The organism is Verrucomicrobiota bacterium JB022, assembly GCA_030673845.1.
GTDB lineage: Bacteria > Verrucomicrobiota > Verrucomicrobiia > Opitutales > Oceanipulchritudinaceae > WOUP01.
Map to the genome: position 1 here is coordinate 241,152 of JAUTCQ010000017.1, position 16,933 is coordinate 258,084.

Here is a 16,933-nt window from a genome sequence, read left to right on the forward strand (position 1 = left end):
CCGTCCTGCTCCGCTTGTTGACTGCCGATCCGGAGCCGGACTATATCAGGACGGTTGAGGCGCTGAAGCAACTAAGGGACGAAAACCCTGGCGTCGCTTTTGTCGCATCCAATCAGGCGATTGGGGAAGCTTATATCGTGCTGCAGAAGTTTTACCAGATATCCAAGCAGGTCGCCCGAGAATCGCTCTTCAAGGTGCTTTCGCGGTCTTCCATCTCCCCTCAAAACGGCCAACCGGTGCTGGATCTTTTGCGAGAAAAGGGCGGCTGTGGGCTGATGGACCGCCTCATTGCTCAAGGCTACGCCCAGGTGGGCGCGACCATTCTCACGAACGACCGCAAAATGGCACAGTTGCCAAACGCGCGGCTTTTGTTCTAGGTCTACGGGATGGCATTGGAGTTGGTGCAACAGTTCTTCCCCGATCTTTCCCCGCGGCAGCAATCGCAGCTCGAGCAGCTTGCGGTGCTGTTCCGTGAGTGGAACGACAAGATCAACCTCGTCTCGCGCAAAGACATCGACCATTGGGAGGAGCACCACCTGCTGCACTCGCTCTCGCTGGCCAAGCTGGCCCCATGGGAGCCGCGCACCCGCGTGCTCGACGTGGGGACGGGTGGGGGGCTGCCCGGCCTGCCCCTCGCGATCCTCTTCCCGGAGGTGCAGTTCTTCCTCTGCGATTCCATCGCGAAGAAGATTCAGGCCGTGTCGGACATGGCGCAGCAGCTCAAGCTCCGCAACGTGCAGGCCGTGCACAAACGCGCCGAGCAGCTCGAAAGCAAGTGGGAGTTTGTGACCGGCCGGGCCGTTACGGCGCTGCCGAACTTCCTGCCCTGGGTGGTGGACAACGTGCGCGCGGGCGGCACCGAAAAATTTCCGCACGGTGTGCTCTACCTCAAAGGCTCGCTCTACAAGGAAGAGCTGGAGCAGCTAGGCGTGCAGCCCTTTGCGGTCTACGACCTCCACGAAGTCTTCCCGCGCGAATATTTTGCGGAGAAGTATCTGATCCACCTCGACGCAAGCGCGCTGGCCCAGCACGTAAAGCCTTGGGAAGATCCGGTGCTCGTCGCCCGCAAAGCCAAGAAGGCGGCCGTCAAAAAAGGACGTCCCCCGCGCAAGTAGGGCAAGGTCCGCCTGATACTTGAGCGTTGATCCAGCATCCCGGTGGGACACCACCGGGGCTGTGCACCCGGGAATCTGCGCCCCGGAGGGCGTGCTACCGCCTTACAGGTAGTTGGCGAAGTTGGGTCGCAGTCGCGCGAAGAGCTTGTAGCCGAGGAAAAAGGTCAGGAAACCGCAAAACCACAGGTAGACGACGGCACGCCAGTCGAAAGGCTGGTTCCATAGCGTCACATCGCGGCTCAGCTCGATTGCGTGCAGCAGCGGGTTGAGGTTGAGCCAGCGGGCGATGGACGGCGGGATCTCGTCGGGCGAATAAAAGACCGCGCTCGCGTAAAACACCACCTGGGTCAGGAACTGGACGATCTGGGCACTGTCGCGGAAAATGACGCCGATGGCGCCCAAGGCCCAGCCCAGCCCGTAGGCCATGAGGATGACCGGAGCGATGAAGAGCGGCAGCCACAAAGCCTGCACCGTCAGCCCATGCCCCAACACCACCAGGCCCACCAGGTAAAGCAGCAGGGAGATCAGCGCCTTGTGCAGCACGCTGCTGATCGCCGCCGCGGGCAACAGCTCGACCGGGAAGACGATTTTTTTGACGAAGTTGGCGTGGTTGACCACCGTGCCGGGAGAGATCGACAACGTCTCGTTGATCAGGTTGACGAAGACCAGCCCCATAAAAATCCCCAGCGGGAAATCGAAGCGACCTTCGCCCTCGTTACCGAACGAGCCGCCGAGAATCAGGCCGAACACGACCGTGTAGACCCCCAGCTGTAGTAGCGGGTGCAAGACCGACCAACCCCAGCCCAGCAGGCTTCCCTTGGTCTGTTCGTCGATCTTGCGCTGGCTCAGTTGCAGGAACAACTCCCGGAACCGGAAGATAGAAGCGCCTGGAAATGACGATGCTACGGATGGCATAATGCGTTGGGCGGTAGTGGCAGGACGTTGACACCACCAAACACATGGGTATAGCCATAGGATAAGCTGTTTGGCAATCCTAGCTCTCACGGGGGTAACCAGTAACACTTCGCAGCCTTGTTTGAATCCTTGAGTTTTCCATTGCGCCGCCTCGCGCGCCGCGCACGCAACAATAGCATTGCCTCCCGCTGCCAGCAGGATGCGGCTACTCAGGCACGTCTGCGCTTCGAGCCCTGGTATCTCCACCTCGACCGCCAGCGCGGGGCCCACGTCTACAAAGACGGGCAAGACCTGATCATGCTTTGCAGCAATGATTACCTGGGGCTGACGGATCACCCCAAGGTGCAGGCCGCCGCGCAGGAAGCCATCCGCACCTGGGGCACCAGCACCACGGGAGCCCGCATGGCCAACGGCTCGCGCTCCTACCATCGGGAGCTGGAGGACAAGCTGGCGGCGTTTCTGAACGTCGAGGCCTGTCAGGTGCTCAGCGCGGGCTACCTCGCCTGCCAGACTTCGATTGCCACTTTTGCCCAAAAAGGCGACCTCATCCTGGTCGACCGCAACGTGCACTCCTCGCTCTGGGCGGGCATCAACCAGACGCCCGCCCGGGTCGAACGCTTTGCGCACAACAACCCGCGCGACCTCGAAGACATCCTGCGCACCGAAGACAAGCAGGCGCCCAAGCTGCTCGTGATCGAAGGCATCTACTCGATGGAAGGCCACGTGGCCCGCCTGCGCGAGATGCTCGACCTCTCGGCAGAGCACAACTGCTTTGTGGTGCTCGACGACGCCCACGGTTTCGGCGTGCTGGGCGAGCGCGGGCAAGGCACCGTCAACCATTGCGGCTGCGAAGGCGAAGTCGACCTTGTGGTCGGCAGCCTCTCCAAGTCGCTGGCCAGCACGGGAGGCTTCCTCGCAGGCGACAAGGCGCTGATCGAATACCTGCGCACCCACTCCAAGCAGACGATTTTCAGTGCGGCGCTCAGCCCCAGCCAGGCCGCCGCCGCCAGCACCTCCCTCGACGTGCTGATCAACGAGCCCGAACACCGCGCGCGCCTCTGGGAAAATACCCGCTACTACCTCAAAGGCCTGCGCGAGCTCGGCATCGACACCTGGGGCAGCGAAACACCCGCCGTGCCCCTGGTCGTGGGCGACCGTGAGCGCACCTACCGCATCTGGAAGCAGCTGCTCAAGGACGGCGTCTTCACCGTCATGGCCATTGCGCCCGCCGTGCCTCCCGGCAAAGACCTGCTGCGCACTGCCGTCTCTGCCCGCCTCTCGCGGCAAGACCTCGACAAGGCGCTCGAAGCCATCGGCCGGGCCTTCAAGAAACTCGCATGAGCCCCGCCCAGCCCGCGCGTGCCGCTCTGGTGACGCTCGCCATCGGCAAGATGCCCTGGCTGCGCCATACCGAGCCCTGGCGTGAGGCCTATGCCGCCCGGCACGGGCTCGCCTACGTGCGGCTCACACAGCCCCGCGTGCGCAAGGTCGTCCGCTGGTTCAAGCCTCGGGTCAACCTGTATCTGGAGAAGTTCCAGCTCTACGATCTGTTCCCGCAGTTCGAGCGGCTGCTCTACGTGGATGCCGACGTGATCCTGCACCCCCGCGCCCCCAATTTCCTCAACCTCGTGCCGCCGGACGAGCTGGGCGTGGTCTATGAAGACCTCTACCACGAAGAGCCGAAACGGCTGGAAGAATGGGAGCGAGCCCAGCAGCGCCTCGGGCCGTTGCCAAAGCCGCCGGCGGGCTATTTTAACGCGGGGGTCATGGTCATGGGCCCCCACCACCGCGAGCTCTTTACCACCAAAGGCCGCAAATTTGCCTCCGGGCGCTGGCCCGATCAGAATACGCTCAACTACTATGCCGTGCGCGACCACTACGCCCTGCGCGTGCTGCCCGCCCATTGCAACCTCATGCCCGTAGCCGGTGAGGCCTTCGAAAACGATACGCTGCGCCGCCGCGCCTGGGCCATCCACTACGCCGGTCGCGACAAAGCCCTGATGGAGGGCGACGACGCCTACTTCCGCGAAGCCTACGGCCGCCCGATCGACTTCTCGCGAGCCGCGAGCTGAACGGCCTGCTTGGCTCGTCGCGTGCCTACTTCAAGGCGTCCTTGGCGCGGTCGAGGGTGCGCTTTTCCTCTTCGGTCAACGAGCCGAAGCCCTGCGTATTGATCTTGTCGAGGATGCGGTCGACCTCCTGGCGCACGTCTTTGGGGGTGCCCTTGCTCAGGTTGACCTTGTATTTGCCCGTCTTGGCCGGCTTGGGGCGGTTGCTCGCCTTCGTCTTGCCAAATTGTTGCCCAAACTGCGGCACCGAAGCAGCGGCGGGTTTTACGCCCTGGACGATCGAGGTGAGGGTGGGGCGGTTCATCAGGTAGCGATGATACAGGAAGCCACCCAACATGCCGCCGACGTGTGCCGAGGCCGAGTCGGCCGTCAACGACGTGCCCGGCAGCTCGTTGAAGAGGAAATTGAAGCCCTCCAGCACCAGCGTGAAGTAGAGGATGTATTTGGCCTTGATCGCGATGGGCGGGAAGATCATGCGGATCTCCTCATCCCATAGCATCAGGCACAGGATCGTGAGCATGCCCAGCACGGCGGCGGAGGCCCCGATCACCGGCACCTGCGGGAAGGCGAAGAGCCGCGTGACGATGAACAGCGCCGCCCCCATCAGCACGGTGAAGAAAAAGATTTCGAGCAGCCGCACCGATCCGAGCACGCCCTGCACGTAGCGCCCGATAAAATAAAGGCCGACCCCGTTGAACAGGATATGCCAGAGGCTCGTCGGGTCATGCAGGAAGCCGTAAGTGATCGGCGTCCAGACAAACCCGCGCATCAGGTTGCTCAGGCTCAGCGCCCCGAACTCCGTCAGGAGCGGCATTCTTACCCAGTGTGTCAGAACCGCCTGCAGGACAAACACGACGCCCAAGGTGATCAAAAGCCCCTTGAGCGCGTCAAATCCCGCATAGCCGCGTTCCGGCTGCATGTAGTTCCGATTGTAGATCCCCATCGTTCGGAAACTGCAGTAAGGCACATTCTCTACCGAGGTGCAAGACACGGAAGCACTTGCCGTAGCGGTAAAATTCACCAGCCCGTCGCGCATATCCGCCCCTAAAGCTGGCTTTACTTGAGTGAATTTCCTGCTAGCGTAGTGCTCGTATGGCGGACAAAGCTGACAAATGGCCCGAGAATGTGGCAGGTAAGTTCTACGTCGATGAGCAATGTATCGACTGCGACCTCTGCCGCGAAACCGCGCCCGACTTTTTTACCCGTAACGAAGACGGCGGCTACTCCTTCGTCTACAACCAGCCCAAGACGGTTGAAGACATGGACCTCTGCATGGAGGCCCTTGAAGGCTGCCCGGTTGAAGCTATCGGCGACGACGGCAACGAGTAGGTCGGGCACCCAACCCACTCTTTTACCAAAGCCGGAGCAGAACCCATCTGCTTCGGCTTTTTTGTTCTTCGGCCCTCATCGGGCTTGCCGGGGGGCTGGGCCGACGGTAGGAATAGCGCCCTGTTCGTCTTTCTTCTTTCACCCGATCCTCACCTCATGAAGCTATTACCTGCTGCCTGTCTCGCGCTGGCCTTTGCCCCCCTGGCCTCCGCCAGTGTATCCCTCTTCGATACCGCGGCCAGCGTGGATGATTTCAACGTCCGCATCAGCTACAACGGCAGCAGTGACGCCGCCGACTATACCGCGACAGGCGGCCTCTCGGGCAGCGGCGCCGTGCAGATGAACGGCAGCTACGAATCCCAGGCGTGGATCGCGCAAAACGGCTTCAGCTTTGCCCCCGGCACCACCTACACCGTCTCCGCCTACCTGAGGGCCGACAGCTACGCCGGCATCGGCTTCACCTACTCACCCACCGCCGCTACTGGCGCGCTATATCCCGATAACTCGATCCTGCACGGCGTCAACGCCAACACGCCCCAGTATTTCGACCTGAACAGCACCGGCACCAGCTACGCTGCCGACGAGGGTTTCTGGGACAGCACCGGCGCACTCCAGAACACCGTTTCCTCGCCAGCCGCCTTCGCGGTGGGCGACTGGGTTTACATGTCGCTGGCGATCACTTACAACGGCACCGACTATACCGCCGATTACGCCGCCCGCCTCAGCGACTCCAACGGCAACCTGGGCGCCGCCATCATCGAAGGCTCGCAGAATTTCAGCAACTCGGGGCTCTCGTCTTCCGGCACGCTCTACCCGTTCTTCTATTTCGACGGGGGCTTTGGCACGCCCACGGTCGACAATTTTGCGGCCTCGGTGCCTGAGCCACGCACCTACGCTGCGCTAGCCGGCCTGACTGCCCTCGCGGTCGTGGGCCTGCGCCGCCGCCGCGCCTGAAAGCAGGAAGTGTGTCCCTTTGCCTGCGGCGGTCGGATGATGTCCGGCCGCCGTTTCTGCTTTAGAAGTCGCTCATGCTTGAGAACGTTGTTTCAGCGTCGCTTTCTCACTTATTGCCTTGCGGGCTTGGCGAGAGCGCGATTGCCGGTTAAAATGCCTCTCCGTCGCAAAGGGTCCGGCCATGAAGTTTATCAACAAAGACAAGGCACAACTGATTCAACGCCGCCTTACGCGCCTTTATGGCGACAAGGCCCCTCGCCTGATGGAGCGCTTTTACATGCTGCTCGGGCGTTACGGCATCGGGGAAGATGTGGCGACTCACACGCGTTACTGGGACGAATACGACGTCGCCCTCATTACCTACGCCGATTCGCTGCAGGACGACAGTCAGGCACCGCTCAAGGTGTTGCACCAGTTTGCCAACAAGCACCTGCGCGGAGCGGTGAGCATCATCCACCTGCTGCCGTTTTACCCCTGGTCGAGCGACGATGGCTTTAGCGTGATCGACTACCGCAAGGTAAAGTCCGAATACGGGGGCTGGAGCGATGTGGAGCAGATCGGCGGGGACTTCGGCCTGATGTTCGACCTCGTGCTCAACCACTGCTCGCGCGAAGGCCGCTGGTTCAAGGACTTCGTCACCGGCATTGCCCCGGCGCGCGACTACTTCCACGTGCTCGACCCGAAGACCGACACCTCCGAGGTGGTTCGCCCGCGCCCCTGGCCGCTGCTTACCCGCACGGCCACCCGCGACGGCGAGGCCTGGGTGTGGACGACTTTCAGCGAAGACCAGGTCGACCTCAACTGGGCCAACCCCGACGTGCTCTTCGAGTTCCTCGACATCCTCTTCCTCTACCTCGCCAAAGGCTGCCGGATCTTCCGCCTCGACGCGGTGGCGTTCCTCTGGAAAGAGCTGGGCACCAACTGCATCCACCGCCCCGAGACGCACGAGGTGGTGAAGCTCTTCCGCGACGTGGTCGACATCGTGGCGCCCGACGCCGTGATCATCACCGAGACCAACGTGCCCCACGAGGAAAACATCAGCTACTACGGGCAGGGCGACGAGGCGCACATGGTCTACAACTTTACCCTGCCGCCCCTCATGCTGCACAACTTGCTGCGGGAGGATTCGACCCTGCTCACCGAGTGGGCCAAGAGCCTGCCCGAGCTGCCGGAGGGGCAGACCTTCTTCAATTTCACCGCCTCGCACGACGGTATTGGCGTGCGCCCCCTGCAAGGCCTGCTCGCCGAAGACGAACTGCAGTGGGTCGTCGATCAGGTGCGGGAAAAGGGCGGGCGCGTCTCCATGCGCGCGCTCGGCGACGGTACCGAGCGCCCCTACGAGCTCAACATCACCTACGTCGATGCGATGGGGGATGCGGACAACGAAGACCTCGGCGTCGCGCGCTTCCTTTGCTCCCAGGCTGTGGCGCTTGCCTTCCGCGGCATGCCCGCCGTCTACATCCACAGCCTGCTCGGCACGCCCAACTGGCAGGAAGGGGTCGCCGAGACCGGCCACAACCGCACCATCAACCGCCGCAAGTGGCACGTGGGCGAGTTGACCGATGCGCTCTCCGATCCGGAGAACAAGCAGGCGCGCATCTATGGCCGCTATTTGCAATGGCTCCGCCGCCGCGCCGGGCATCCCGCCTTCCACCCCGATGCGAAGATGGAGATGCTCGACCTCGGCTCAAAGCTCTTCGGCTTTGTCCGCAAAGGCCGCCACGGCAACCAGCACATCGTCTGTATCTTCAACTTCAGCCGCGAAGAGCAAAAAGTCTCGCTGGCAGACTTGCACCCGAAGCTGGCCGAAGCCGGCACCGCCCGCGACATCCTCAACGCCAAGGACGTGAAGACCGGCCCCAAGGCCAAGCTGACGCTCCAGCCCTTCTACGCCCATTGGATCGCCCTAAACGTGTAGAAAGAGAAAGGAGTGGCGATAAAAGCCACTCCTTGCGGTCTGTTTAGCTAAAATGTGGTGAGATTTCAGCGGGGTGCATGCTTGCCCGCCGGGCCGGCAAAGATGCGCGGCGTCTCAATGGCGAGCACCTTTACCTCGTTGGCCACCGCTCCGGGCGTAGCTTTGACGAAGTTCTCGGTCGCCTTGATCACAGGCTTGGCGCTGATCTTGGGCGTGTCTTCGTCGAAAATTTCGTAGCCGAGGGCACCAAGGGCAAAGAGGGCGAGGCCGATCGCGCCGAGGCGAACCAGATTTACCACGGCATAGTAGACGGTGCGGGAAGAGATACCAATCATGGCGTTTACAGGGTTTTTCCAGAGTCTTGCAGCTTGCGTGCCAAGGCCTTAAAAGCCCTTGAGCGCCACCAGCGGCCAGCACAGCGTGAGCATCAGCAGGGCAGTGCCGAGGACAATCGAAATCGCCGTCCGCGCAGCGTAGTACCGATGCTTGGAGCGATAGACGCTCGGCACGCGGCGGGAGTTCAAACTGGGGCTGAAGGCGAAGGAAAGCTGTTGTTGGTTCATGGCAGTAAAGGAATGAAGGTGATACTGTTGCGTTGATGAAATCTCTTATATCAGCCTTGGTGCCATTTGCTGTTCTGTAGATTTTAAGTCATTGATTGAAAGTGTGATATAGTTTTCTCGTCTTGGAGTTTCTTCCTGATTGGTCTCTGGCTTCTTGACATCCTGTGAAGTGTTGCCTACACAAAATGTCATGCCTGCTGCGCTGTTATCGTCGGAAGATCGTGCGTTTGCCGAAGCCATCTCGCAACTGACCTATTGCGATCCTTTCGCCCCGCAGCGGGTGGAGCTGGAGCGTCAGGCGCTGGGGGCCGAATACACACCGCCTCCGCGAGCCTGGAACCTCGACCCGATGGCCCCGCGCGAAGAGGCCAACCTCCAGCGCATGCTCGAGCGCGTCCGCGAAATCGAAAAGCAAGCCGGGCCTGGCTATCGCGACGGGAAAGGCGGCAAGCGCGACCGCCACTGCTTTGAAGACATGGTTGTCTTCGAGCTGTTCCACCGCTACCAATACCTCTTCGACGAGTATATCCACCAGGCGCACCAAGAGGGTACGGCCAGCTCGCGCCTCGTCTTTTACCGCGACTTTTTGGCGCGTTATCAGCAGACCCTCGGCCCGGAGCAGCCTATCGCCCCGGCGCATCTCTTCGCGCTGTTTTTCCAGATCCGGCGAGCCTTTTTCCACATCTTCCGGTTTTTTGTCGGCGGCAGTGCGGCAGCGATGCGGTTGCGCTCCTCCGTCTGGCAGTCGATCTTCACCCACAGCCTCGACCGTTACCAGCGGGTGCTCTACCCTCGGATGTCGGAGATCCCGACGCTCATTACCGGCCCCTCCGGCACGGGTAAAGAGCTGGTCGCGCGCGCCATCGGCCTCTCGCAATACCTCCCGTTCGAGCCCGAAACGCTGCGCTTTGCCGAAGACTTCGTGCAGGTCTTCCAGCCGATCAACCTCAGCGCGCTCTCGCCCACGCTGATCGAGTCGGAGCTGTTCGGGCACCGCAAAGGCGCCTTTACTGGTGCGTTGCAAGACCGCACCGGCTACTTCGAGGCCTGCGGCCCCTACGGCTCCGTCTTCCTCGACGAGATTGGCGAGACCGATCACAGCATCCAGGTCAAGCTCCTGCGCGTGCTGCAGACCCGACAGTTTCAGCGTCTGGGCGACACGGGCCTGCGGCGCTTCCAAGGCAAAGTCATCGCCGCCACCAACCGCAACCTGCAGGAGGAGATCGCCAACGGCACCTTCCGCGAAGACTTTTACTACCGCCTCCGGGCCGACGTGATCACCACGCCCTCGTTGCAGGAGATCCTCGCCGGCCAGCCGGCCGAGCTCGAATACCTCGTCCGCTTCGTCGCCACCCGCGTCACGGGCGAGGCCGACGCGGAAGACCTCACTGCCGACGTGCTCGCGTGGGCACGCCAACACCCAAATTACCCCTGGCCGGGCAATTTCCGCGAGCTGGAGCAGGCCGTGCGCAACATCCTGCTACGCCGCGAATATCGGCCCGACCCACGCCCCCGCAAGTCCACCGGCGGCGACTGGCGCGAAGCCCTCGGCGAGATCGACTGGACCACCGACCGCCTCCTGAGCGAATACATCACCCGCTCGTACGCCCGCTACGGCAACTACGAAGAAACGGCCCGCCGCCTCGGCCTCGACCGCCGCACCGTCAAAAAATACCTCGACGAGTCCCTTCTGCCGGAGAAGTAGGGCGAGCAGTGGCACTCCTCCAGAGTGCATAATTTAGGCGTTGGCCCCCCGGGGTATCGGACCTTGCGGCCCTCGACCCCGGGGACCGCCCTCCCGAAAATCTGCACCCCGGAGGGCGTGCCACGGTTGCGGGGCATCCCTTCAGCCACAAAAAAGCGGACGGCCCGGGCTGGGCGCGTCCGCTGGGGAAAGATTGTAAAGGCCTCGAACCTTAGTTCTGGGCGACGGAGTCCTTGCTCAGCTCGTAGCGGAAGAAGTCCTCGAGGAGGCGCTTTTCGTAGTAGAGCTGCTCGGTGTTGGCGCGGGGGGAGGCGGTCATCTGGAAGCTGAGGTCGGTCAGCTTCTTGGTGCCTTCCTTGAGCACGTTGCCGTTGTCGTCAGTCAGCTTGTAATCGATGACGAGGCGGGGCGGGTAGATGTCCTTCACGATACGGGTATCGCTCAGGTTCACGCGCCACCATTCGTATTCACCCGCGAGGTCGATCTCCTTGAAGGTCAGCTCGAGCTTCGGCTTGTTTTCGCCAGAGAAGCGTTTCTCGTACAGAGTGCCGAGCTTTTCATTGAGCTCACGGGCGACCGCGTCGAGGGCCTTCTGATCGTCGCGGTCGGTCGGATAAGCGATGTCCCGGTATTCGTCGGGTTCGAGGTAATTGACGGTCAGTTGGGCCTGCGCCAGGGGGGTAAAAGCGAGCAGGCCGAGAAGGGGAGTGATGATGGATTTCATGGTCTTGATACAGTTGGTATTCTAACAGCCGTTTAAACGCTGTTTCCAGCGAATAGTTTCGTGTATGTAATTTTACAGCGATGCCTGTGCCGATTCCACTGCGCGCCGCAGATTATCGGTGCTCACGCGGCCCTCGAAACGCTTTACAATACGGCCCTGAGCATCGATCACCACGGTGGTGGGGAGATACTGCACCCCGCCAAACGCTTCGAGGATAGCAGGATCGGCAAACGTTACGGGGAAGTTCAGCTCATACTGATCGGCCATACGTTGGACTTTTTCCACTTGGCTGGGTTCTTCTACGTTGGCCCCCACAAATTGCACGCCTTTGCCCGCCCATTCGGTTTGCAATGCAACAAAGTCGGGCAACTCCGCGCGACAGGGCGGGCACCAGGTGGCCCAGAAGTTGAGCACCACCACCTCGCCCTCCAGTTGGCCGCTGGCCAACAGCTGTTGGTCGAGGGTGGGCATTTGCCAAGCCGGCGCCGGCTGGCCGACCACCTTTTCACCCCCGCCGAGCCAGCTGCCGACGAGGGTAGCCGGGCAGCTGCCGGACGAGCGCGCGGCGTAAAGATAGCCGCCAAACGCCACCACGAGGACGACTTCAAACCAGTGCCGTTTCAGTTTTTGCAACAGTGCCATGATGAATTCTTCGCGAGTGGGAGGGCAGGGGCGCCGGGTTTATTCCGGGGGGCTGCCGGTTGATCGTGCTCTAGTCTTGCGCCGTAGCCCGGTCGCAAATACGCTGTGTGGGTCTCACCTCCGAACGTCTATATCATACCCCATGAGTGTCGAAAACATTGAATCCGTGATGCAGGAAACCCGCAAGTTCGCTCCCTCCAGCGAGTTTGCCTCCCAGGCCCGTATGGGCCGCTGGGAAGATTACGAGGCGCAATACCGCCGCAGTATCGAAGACCCGGAGGGCTTCTGGGGAGACGTCGCCCAGGAGCTGCACTGGTTCAAGAAGTGGGACCGCGTGCTCGACGAGAGCGACAAGCCTTTCTTCAAGTGGTTCACCGGCGGCAAGCTCAACGCCTGCTACAACTGTGTCGACCGTCACGTGCTCGACGGCAAGGCGGACCGCGAGGCGATCATCTTTGAAGGCGAGCCGGGCGACCTCCGCACCCTCACCTACGGCGACCTGCACCGCGAAGTCCAGCGCTTTGCCAACGTGCTCAAGCGCCTCGGTATCCAGAAGGGCGACACCGTGGCGATCTACCTGCCGATGGTGCCCGAGCTGGCCATTGCTGTGCTCGCCTGCGCCCGCATCGGGGCTGTCCACAGTGTCATTTTTGCCGGTTTCAGCGCCGAATCGATCAAGGACCGCGTGCTCGACGGCCAAAGCAAGCTCGTGATCACGGGCGACGGCTCATGGCGCCGCGGCAACCCCCTCAAGCTCAAGGAAATCGTCGACCAGGGCGTCAAGGACTGCGCGTGCGTCAAGAACGTGCTGACCGTGGCCCGTAACCCCGAGGGCGAACGCTTTGAGTGCCAGATGAAGGACGGTCGCGACCACTGGTACCACGACCTCGTCGACCAGGTGAGCGACGAATGCCCCTGCGAAGAGCTGGACAGCGAAGACCTGCTCTTCCTCCTCTACACCAGCGGCTCGACCGGCAAGCCCAAGGGCATCATGCACACGGTCGGCGGCTACAGCGTCTACACCTACCTCACCACACGCTACGTCTTCGACCTGCGCGAAGAAGACGTCTACTGGTGCACGGCCGACGTGGGCTGGATCACCGGCCACAGCTATCTAGTCTACGGGCCGCTGCAAAACTGCGCCCGCGTGGTCATGTATGAAGGTGCGCCCAACCATCCCGAGCCCGACCGTTTCTGGCAAATGGTCGAGCGCCACAAGGTCACCGTCTTTTACACCGCCCCTACGGCCATCCGCGCCTTCATGAAGTGGGGCGACGAATGGGTTGCAAAACACGACCTCTCCAGCCTGCGCCTGCTCGGCACTGTGGGCGAGCCGATCAACCCCGAAGCGTGGATCTGGTATCACGAGAAGATCGGCGGCGGTCGTTGCCCCATCGTCGACACCTGGTGGCAGACGGAGACGGGCGGCATCCTGCTCTCGCCGCTCCCCGGCGTCACCCCGACCAAGCCCGGCAGCGCCACCAAGCCCTTCTTTGGGGTAGATGCCGCCATCCTCGACGCCGAGGGCAACGAGCAACAGGCGGGGCTGCTCGCCATCCGCAAGCCCTGGCCCAGTATCCTGCGCGGCATCTGGGGCGATCCCGAGCGCTTCAAGGCCACCTACTGGAACCACTGGAATGGCCAATACTACTTCCCCGGCGACGGCGCGCGCCTCGACGACGACGGCTATTTCTGGATCGTGGGCCGCGTCGACGACGTGGTGAACGTCTCCGGCCACCGCATCGGCACGGCCGAGCTGGAAAGCGTGTTCGTCGAGCACCCCAACGTGGCCGAGAGCGCCGTCATCGGCGTGCCGCACGACATCAAGGGCCAGGGCCTCGTCGCCTTCGTCCTGTTGCGCGGCACCGACGCCGAAGGCAGCGACGCCCTGCGCAAGGAGCTCAACAAGATGGTGGAGGAGAAGATCGGCAAGTTCGCCCGCCCGGAGAAGATCATCTTCAGCGCCGACCTGCCCAAGACCCGCAGCGGCAAGATCATGCGCCGCCTCCTGCGCGACATCGCCACCGGCCGCGCCCTCGGCAACGTCACCACCCTCGCCGACCCCAGCGTCGTCGAAAAGCTCAAGAGCCAATACGCCGGCTAACGCGGGGCGACTTGACGCTAGGCTGCTTGCGAGGCATGATTGTGCCATGTCTCGCAAGCAACGCTTGTCTTGCTGGAAGTGAGATATATATCCCGTTGGCATTGAGGGGTGCCCGCTGCATATAAAGGTCTGCAAAAGATCCGTTTGTCCTCGACAGGGAGAGGTGCTTCGCCCCTATTAAAGCCGTTGGCGGTTATCTTTCCGTAACGATACGGAAAACCCCCTGCTGTCAACAGGGGGCTTCGTGGTAACCTCAATGGGAAAGGAGGTCGGAATGGATTACCTTGTGGCTCTGTTCCTGATCCTGCTCATGATCTTCCTGATTGTTGTCGCAGTCGGGTCGATCACTAAGCAGCGAGATGAGTAAGGGTATTGACCCGTAGCTCTCCGAGGGGCCGCAGGCACGGCTCCTCGTTTCTCATTGAGGTTATCCTACTTCCAGTTGGGCCGAGGTCAAGCTTATCGCCTGTTCGGAGTAGGGTGCGAACGGCGGTTTGAAACAGCTTTTTCTCCCTCCTACTCCACAAACACGCCCAGATGGTTCGCCACTGGTCTCTGCCAGCCGGGGATGTAGCTGTGGACGGGGGAGTTGACCGCGTGGGGGCCGAACCAGCCGCCCATGACGAGTGCGGTGGAGCCGCCGCCGTCGAGGTTGAAGGCGCGGTAGGCGCCCAGCTCGTGCAGGAAGGCCGCCAGCTCGGGCAGGGTCAGGCCGGCGGAGTAGCCGGGTTGGCGCCCGTCGTTGGCGACGAGGTAAAGGAAGCGGCCGTCTTCGGAAAGGCCGAGGGCCGAGCGCGGGTTGCGATCCAGCCAATAAGTGGGGGCGTCGGCCTCCTGCAGCGGCTGGTCGTCGATCACCAGCCAAGGGTAGCCGGAGATGGCGAGCAGTGAGCCGGCGGGGATCTCGCTGCTGATGACCGTTTCGCCGGTGTGCATCTGCACGAGGATGGGGCGCTCTTCGACCGTGCTGGCGTAGAGCTGGCCACCCCAGATGGCAAAGCCGTTGACGTCGACCGGATCGCCGCTGCGCGGGTAATAGTCGAACGGGCTGTGGAAGTGCCAGGGCGTAAAGTAATCGCCGTTGAGGGCCACCGCTGCGCCGCTGGCCTTGGCGTATTCCTCGACCGTCTGGGCCAGCAGGGGAGGGCGGCCTTGCTCGGTGGTCAGCGGACGGGTGATCGACCACGAGATGCCGGGGTGGTGGAGGTCGATGGTGGCCACGTGGATCACCTGTGGCAGCGGTCCTTCGATCACGTGCCGTGTGTAGGTGATGCCGGGCTCGACGACGCGTGAGACGGCCGGTGGCTGGGGCCGCTCGTAATACCAGAAGACCGCACTCGCCACCCCCATCAGGGCCCAGACGCCCAGCAGGGCGAGGCCGACGAACCCTCGGGCGAGGATTCCGGGCAGTGACCAGTGGCGGCGGCTCACGGCTCAACCCTGGGCTGAGGGCGGAAAGACCACAAGAGATAAAGGCAGATGCCCACCACAATCCCGCAGTCGGCCACATTGAAGGTGGGCCATTGGTAGAACTGCAGGTCGAAGTCGAGGAAGTCGATCACGTAGCCGTGCGCCACACGGTCGATGGTATTGCCGAGGATGCCGCCTACGATGAGCCCGAAGATGATTTGCATGCCGCGCTGCCGCATTTCCAGCGCATGGCGGAAGGCGTAGATCGCGATCAGCGCCACGGCGGCCAACAGGATGAGCAGCCAGCCCATGCCGGCCATCATGCCCCATGCGGCGCCGTAGTTGACGCTGTAGACGATGCGGAAGAAGCCGGGGATGATCTCCCAGCCTCCCTGCGGATCATGCAGCGGCAGCCCGGAGAACCGTGCGATGAAAATCTTGGTCAGTTGATCGAGCAGCAGGATTACCCCTGCCACTCCCCAGAACCATCGGTAGCGCAACAGCCGCGTCATGTGTGCGGCGCTTAGCTATCGCTGTCGTCGTCGCCAAACGACACATTGTCGGCAGAGCCTTCGTTGAGGAAGGCCCCGGCGCGCTGCACCCGGCGGCGGGAGGTGGACTCGTATTGGCGCTGGCCTTCGAGGGAGAAGCGGGTGAAGGGTACGGCTTCGAGGCGCTCGTCGGCAATCTTGTGGCCGGTGATCTCGCACACCCCATAGCTGCCGTTGTAGATGCGCTCGATGGCGGCCTCGATCTCCTTCAGCGCTTCCTGCTCGGTCGAGAGGAGGCTGAGGGCGAATTCGCGGTCAAAGTTGTCGGAGCCGGAGTCGGCGCTGGTGGCGAGGTCGCCCGTGTCTTCCTTCTGGCTGCGCTTGAGGGTGTCGTTGGAGTGCTCGCTCAGCTCGTTGCGCACGCTGTCGCGCAGCTCGACGAGCAGCTTGTGGTATTTCTTCCACTTTTCGGGCACCTTGCGCTCCCCCTTCGGGGTCACGACGGTCGAGCCGCCGGTGCTGCCGCCGAGGCTGAAGCCGAGGATATCGGCCAGGGAGGCGGCGTTGCGCTTGGTGGCCTGCGCGGGCGTGTCGTCGACCGGCTTGGCGGCGGCGGGCTGGCTCGCGGCGGGTGCGCCCTTGACGGCATCGGGGGCTACATCGGGCGCGGCGGTCGGGTCGCTCTTGGCCGTCTTGCGCTTGCTCAGCACCTCGCGCACGTCCTCCAGCGTAAACATTACCGGGGCGGACTTGCGGGCGGGCACCTTGAAGATGGCGGGCGTGTTGCGACCTTTGCGTCGCGCGACGGCTCCGGCTGCGGCCTTGACATCGCTGGAAGTCTCGTCGCTCGCCGCGGCAGTCGCTTCGTCAACATCGCTTTTTCCGGCCACCTGCGAGGCGATTTGTTCCTCGTCGGCGGGGGACGTTTGCTTGTTGGAAGTCGTCTTGCTGATCTTCTTGGCGGCTTTCTTGGCAGGCATGATGTGTGTGAAAG

18 protein-coding genes are annotated in these 16,933 nt (G+C 62.4%); 9 read left to right on the forward strand and 9 right to left on the reverse strand.

Annotated features, from left to right (window positions below; genetic code table 11):
• Positions 1 to 14: 14 nt before the first annotated feature.
• Both Q7P63_13765 and rsmG read left to right on the forward strand, forming a co-directional pair.
• Positions 15 to 377: a hypothetical protein gene (locus Q7P63_13765; protein ID MDP0501156.1), complete on the forward strand. Its 363-nt coding sequence runs from the start codon at positions 15 to 17 to the stop codon at positions 375 to 377.
• Between the two features lie 9 nt (positions 378 to 386).
• A complete protein-coding gene (rsmG, locus tag Q7P63_13770; GenBank protein ID MDP0501157.1) occupies positions 387 to 1,115 on the forward strand; it encodes a 16S rRNA (guanine(527)-N(7))-methyltransferase RsmG in 729 nt (242 codons plus the stop codon).
• A gap of 102 nt (positions 1,116 to 1,217) precedes the next feature.
• On the opposite strand, the gene Q7P63_13775 is transcribed toward rsmG, so the two are convergent.
• On the reverse strand, positions 1,218 to 2,030 hold the full coding sequence (locus Q7P63_13775) for an ABC transporter permease (GenBank protein MDP0501158.1): 813 nt from the start codon (positions 2,028 to 2,030) through the stop codon (positions 1,218 to 1,220).
• A gap of 129 nt (positions 2,031 to 2,159) precedes the next feature.
• Here Q7P63_13775 and Q7P63_13780 point away from each other — a divergent pair, with 129 nt between their 5' ends.
• Entirely contained in the window at positions 2,160 to 3,371 is a 1,212-nt protein-coding gene (locus tag Q7P63_13780) for an aminotransferase class I/II-fold pyridoxal phosphate-dependent enzyme (GenBank protein ID MDP0501159.1), read from the forward strand.
• The gene (locus Q7P63_13785; protein ID MDP0501160.1) at positions 3,368 to 4,102 is read left to right on the forward strand and encodes a glycosyltransferase; all 735 of its coding nucleotides are present in this window, start codon (positions 3,368 to 3,370) and stop codon (positions 4,100 to 4,102) included. The genes Q7P63_13780 and Q7P63_13785 overlap by 4 nt, the downstream gene beginning before the upstream one ends.
• 25 nt (positions 4,103 to 4,127) lie before the next feature.
• Here Q7P63_13785 and Q7P63_13790 read toward each other — a convergent pair whose 3' ends face one another.
• Entirely contained in the window at positions 4,128 to 5,042 is a 915-nt protein-coding gene (locus tag Q7P63_13790) for a rhomboid family intramembrane serine protease (GenBank protein ID MDP0501161.1), read from the reverse strand.
• Positions 5,043 to 5,191: 149 nt separating this feature from the next.
• Here Q7P63_13790 and Q7P63_13795 point away from each other — a divergent pair, with 149 nt between their 5' ends.
• From Q7P63_13795 to Q7P63_13805, 3 genes are all read left to right on the forward strand, one after another.
• Entirely contained in the window at positions 5,192 to 5,428 is a 237-nt protein-coding gene (locus tag Q7P63_13795) for a ferredoxin (GenBank protein ID MDP0501162.1), read from the forward strand.
• A 156-nt stretch (positions 5,429 to 5,584) separates the two neighbouring features.
• Positions 5,585 to 6,382, forward strand: a complete 798-nt coding sequence (locus Q7P63_13800; protein MDP0501163.1) for a PEP-CTERM sorting domain-containing protein — start codon at positions 5,585 to 5,587, stop codon at positions 6,380 to 6,382.
• A 181-nt stretch (positions 6,383 to 6,563) separates the two neighbouring features.
• A complete protein-coding gene (locus Q7P63_13805; protein ID MDP0501164.1) occupies positions 6,564 to 8,300 on the forward strand; it encodes an alpha-amylase family glycosyl hydrolase in 1,737 nt (578 codons plus the stop codon).
• Positions 8,301 to 8,365: 65 nt separating this feature from the next.
• On the opposite strand, the gene Q7P63_13810 is transcribed toward Q7P63_13805, so the two are convergent.
• Both Q7P63_13810 and Q7P63_13815 read right to left on the reverse strand, forming a co-directional pair.
• On the reverse strand, positions 8,366 to 8,635 hold the full coding sequence (locus Q7P63_13810; GenBank protein MDP0501165.1) for a hypothetical protein: 270 nt from the start codon (positions 8,633 to 8,635) through the stop codon (positions 8,366 to 8,368).
• Positions 8,636 to 8,683: 48 nt separating this feature from the next.
• Positions 8,684 to 8,863: a hypothetical protein gene (locus Q7P63_13815; GenBank protein MDP0501166.1), complete on the reverse strand. Its 180-nt coding sequence runs from the start codon at positions 8,861 to 8,863 to the stop codon at positions 8,684 to 8,686.
• 190 nt (positions 8,864 to 9,053) lie between these two features.
• Between Q7P63_13815 and Q7P63_13820 the strand changes: the two genes are divergently transcribed.
• The gene (locus Q7P63_13820; GenBank protein MDP0501167.1) at positions 9,054 to 10,568 is read left to right on the forward strand and encodes a sigma 54-interacting transcriptional regulator; all 1,515 of its coding nucleotides are present in this window, start codon (positions 9,054 to 9,056) and stop codon (positions 10,566 to 10,568) included.
• 211 nt (positions 10,569 to 10,779) lie between these two features.
• Here the strand turns inward: Q7P63_13820 and Q7P63_13825 are convergent, their stop codons facing one another.
• On the reverse strand, positions 10,780 to 11,292 hold the full coding sequence (locus Q7P63_13825) for a DUF3016 domain-containing protein (GenBank protein ID MDP0501168.1): 513 nt from the start codon (positions 11,290 to 11,292) through the stop codon (positions 10,780 to 10,782).
• Between the two features lie 72 nt (positions 11,293 to 11,364).
• Positions 11,365 to 11,934: a TlpA disulfide reductase family protein gene (locus Q7P63_13830; protein ID MDP0501169.1), complete on the reverse strand. Its 570-nt coding sequence runs from the start codon at positions 11,932 to 11,934 to the stop codon at positions 11,365 to 11,367.
• A gap of 142 nt (positions 11,935 to 12,076) precedes the next feature.
• On the opposite strand from Q7P63_13830, the gene acs reads away from it, so the two are divergent.
• On the forward strand, positions 12,077 to 14,038 hold the full coding sequence (acs, locus tag Q7P63_13835) for an acetate--CoA ligase (protein ID MDP0501170.1): 1,962 nt from the start codon (positions 12,077 to 12,079) through the stop codon (positions 14,036 to 14,038).
• 516 nt (positions 14,039 to 14,554) lie between these two features.
• Here acs and Q7P63_13840 read toward each other — a convergent pair.
• The 3 genes from Q7P63_13840 to Q7P63_13850 are packed head-to-tail and all read right to left on the reverse strand — an operon-like array spanning position 14,555 to position 16,919.
• On the reverse strand, positions 14,555 to 15,469 hold the full coding sequence (locus Q7P63_13840) for a phosphodiester glycosidase family protein (GenBank protein ID MDP0501171.1): 915 nt from the start codon (positions 15,467 to 15,469) through the stop codon (positions 14,555 to 14,557).
• Complete coding sequence (lspA, locus tag Q7P63_13845) at positions 15,466 to 15,960, reverse strand: signal peptidase II (protein MDP0501172.1); 495 nt, start codon at positions 15,958 to 15,960, stop codon at positions 15,466 to 15,468. Before lspA ends, Q7P63_13840 begins: the two co-directional genes overlap by 4 nt.
• A gap of 11 nt (positions 15,961 to 15,971) precedes the next feature.
• Positions 15,972 to 16,919 carry a TraR/DksA C4-type zinc finger protein gene (locus Q7P63_13850; GenBank protein MDP0501173.1) on the reverse strand — a complete coding sequence of 316 codons (948 nt, stop codon included), beginning with the start codon at positions 16,917 to 16,919 and terminating at the stop codon, positions 15,972 to 15,974.
• Between the last annotated feature and the right edge of the window lie 14 nt (positions 16,920 to 16,933).

Excerpts from the sequence above, each read along its gene's own strand:
- Q7P63_13795 (MDP0501162.1), top strand. The coding sequence starts at position 5,192 with ATGGCGGACAAAGCTGACAAATGGCCCGAGAATGTGGCAGGTAAGTTC.
- Q7P63_13815 (MDP0501166.1), bottom strand. The coding sequence starts at position 8,863 with ATGAACCAACAACAGCTTTCCTTCGCCTTCAGCCCCAGTTTGAACTCC.
- Q7P63_13850 (MDP0501173.1), bottom strand. The coding sequence starts at position 16,919 with ATGCCTGCCAAGAAAGCCGCCAAGAAGATCAGCAAGACGACTTCCAAC.
- Q7P63_13800 (MDP0501163.1), top strand. The coding sequence starts at position 5,585 with ATGAAGCTATTACCTGCTGCCTGTCTCGCGCTGGCCTTTGCCCCCCTG.
- Q7P63_13785 (MDP0501160.1), top strand. The coding sequence starts at position 3,368 with ATGAGCCCCGCCCAGCCCGCGCGTGCCGCTCTGGTGACGCTCGCCATC.
- Q7P63_13790 (MDP0501161.1), bottom strand. The coding sequence starts at position 5,042 with ATGGGGATCTACAATCGGAACTACATGCAGCCGGAACGCGGCTATGCG.
- Q7P63_13825 (MDP0501168.1), bottom strand. The coding sequence starts at position 11,292 with ATGAAATCCATCATCACTCCCCTTCTCGGCCTGCTCGCTTTTACCCCC.
- lspA (MDP0501172.1), bottom strand. The coding sequence starts at position 15,960 with ATGACGCGGCTGTTGCGCTACCGATGGTTCTGGGGAGTGGCAGGGGTA.
- acs (MDP0501170.1), top strand. The coding sequence starts at position 12,077 with ATGAGTGTCGAAAACATTGAATCCGTGATGCAGGAAACCCGCAAGTTC.
- rsmG (MDP0501157.1), top strand. The coding sequence starts at position 387 with ATGGCATTGGAGTTGGTGCAACAGTTCTTCCCCGATCTTTCCCCGCGG.
- Q7P63_13805 (MDP0501164.1), top strand. The coding sequence starts at position 6,564 with ATGAAGTTTATCAACAAAGACAAGGCACAACTGATTCAACGCCGCCTT.
- Q7P63_13830 (MDP0501169.1), bottom strand. The coding sequence starts at position 11,934 with ATGGCACTGTTGCAAAAACTGAAACGGCACTGGTTTGAAGTCGTCCTC.
- Q7P63_13820 (MDP0501167.1), top strand. The coding sequence starts at position 9,054 with ATGCCTGCTGCGCTGTTATCGTCGGAAGATCGTGCGTTTGCCGAAGCC.
- Q7P63_13810 (MDP0501165.1), bottom strand. The coding sequence starts at position 8,635 with ATGATTGGTATCTCTTCCCGCACCGTCTACTATGCCGTGGTAAATCTG.
- Q7P63_13775 (MDP0501158.1), bottom strand. The coding sequence starts at position 2,030 with ATGCCATCCGTAGCATCGTCATTTCCAGGCGCTTCTATCTTCCGGTTC.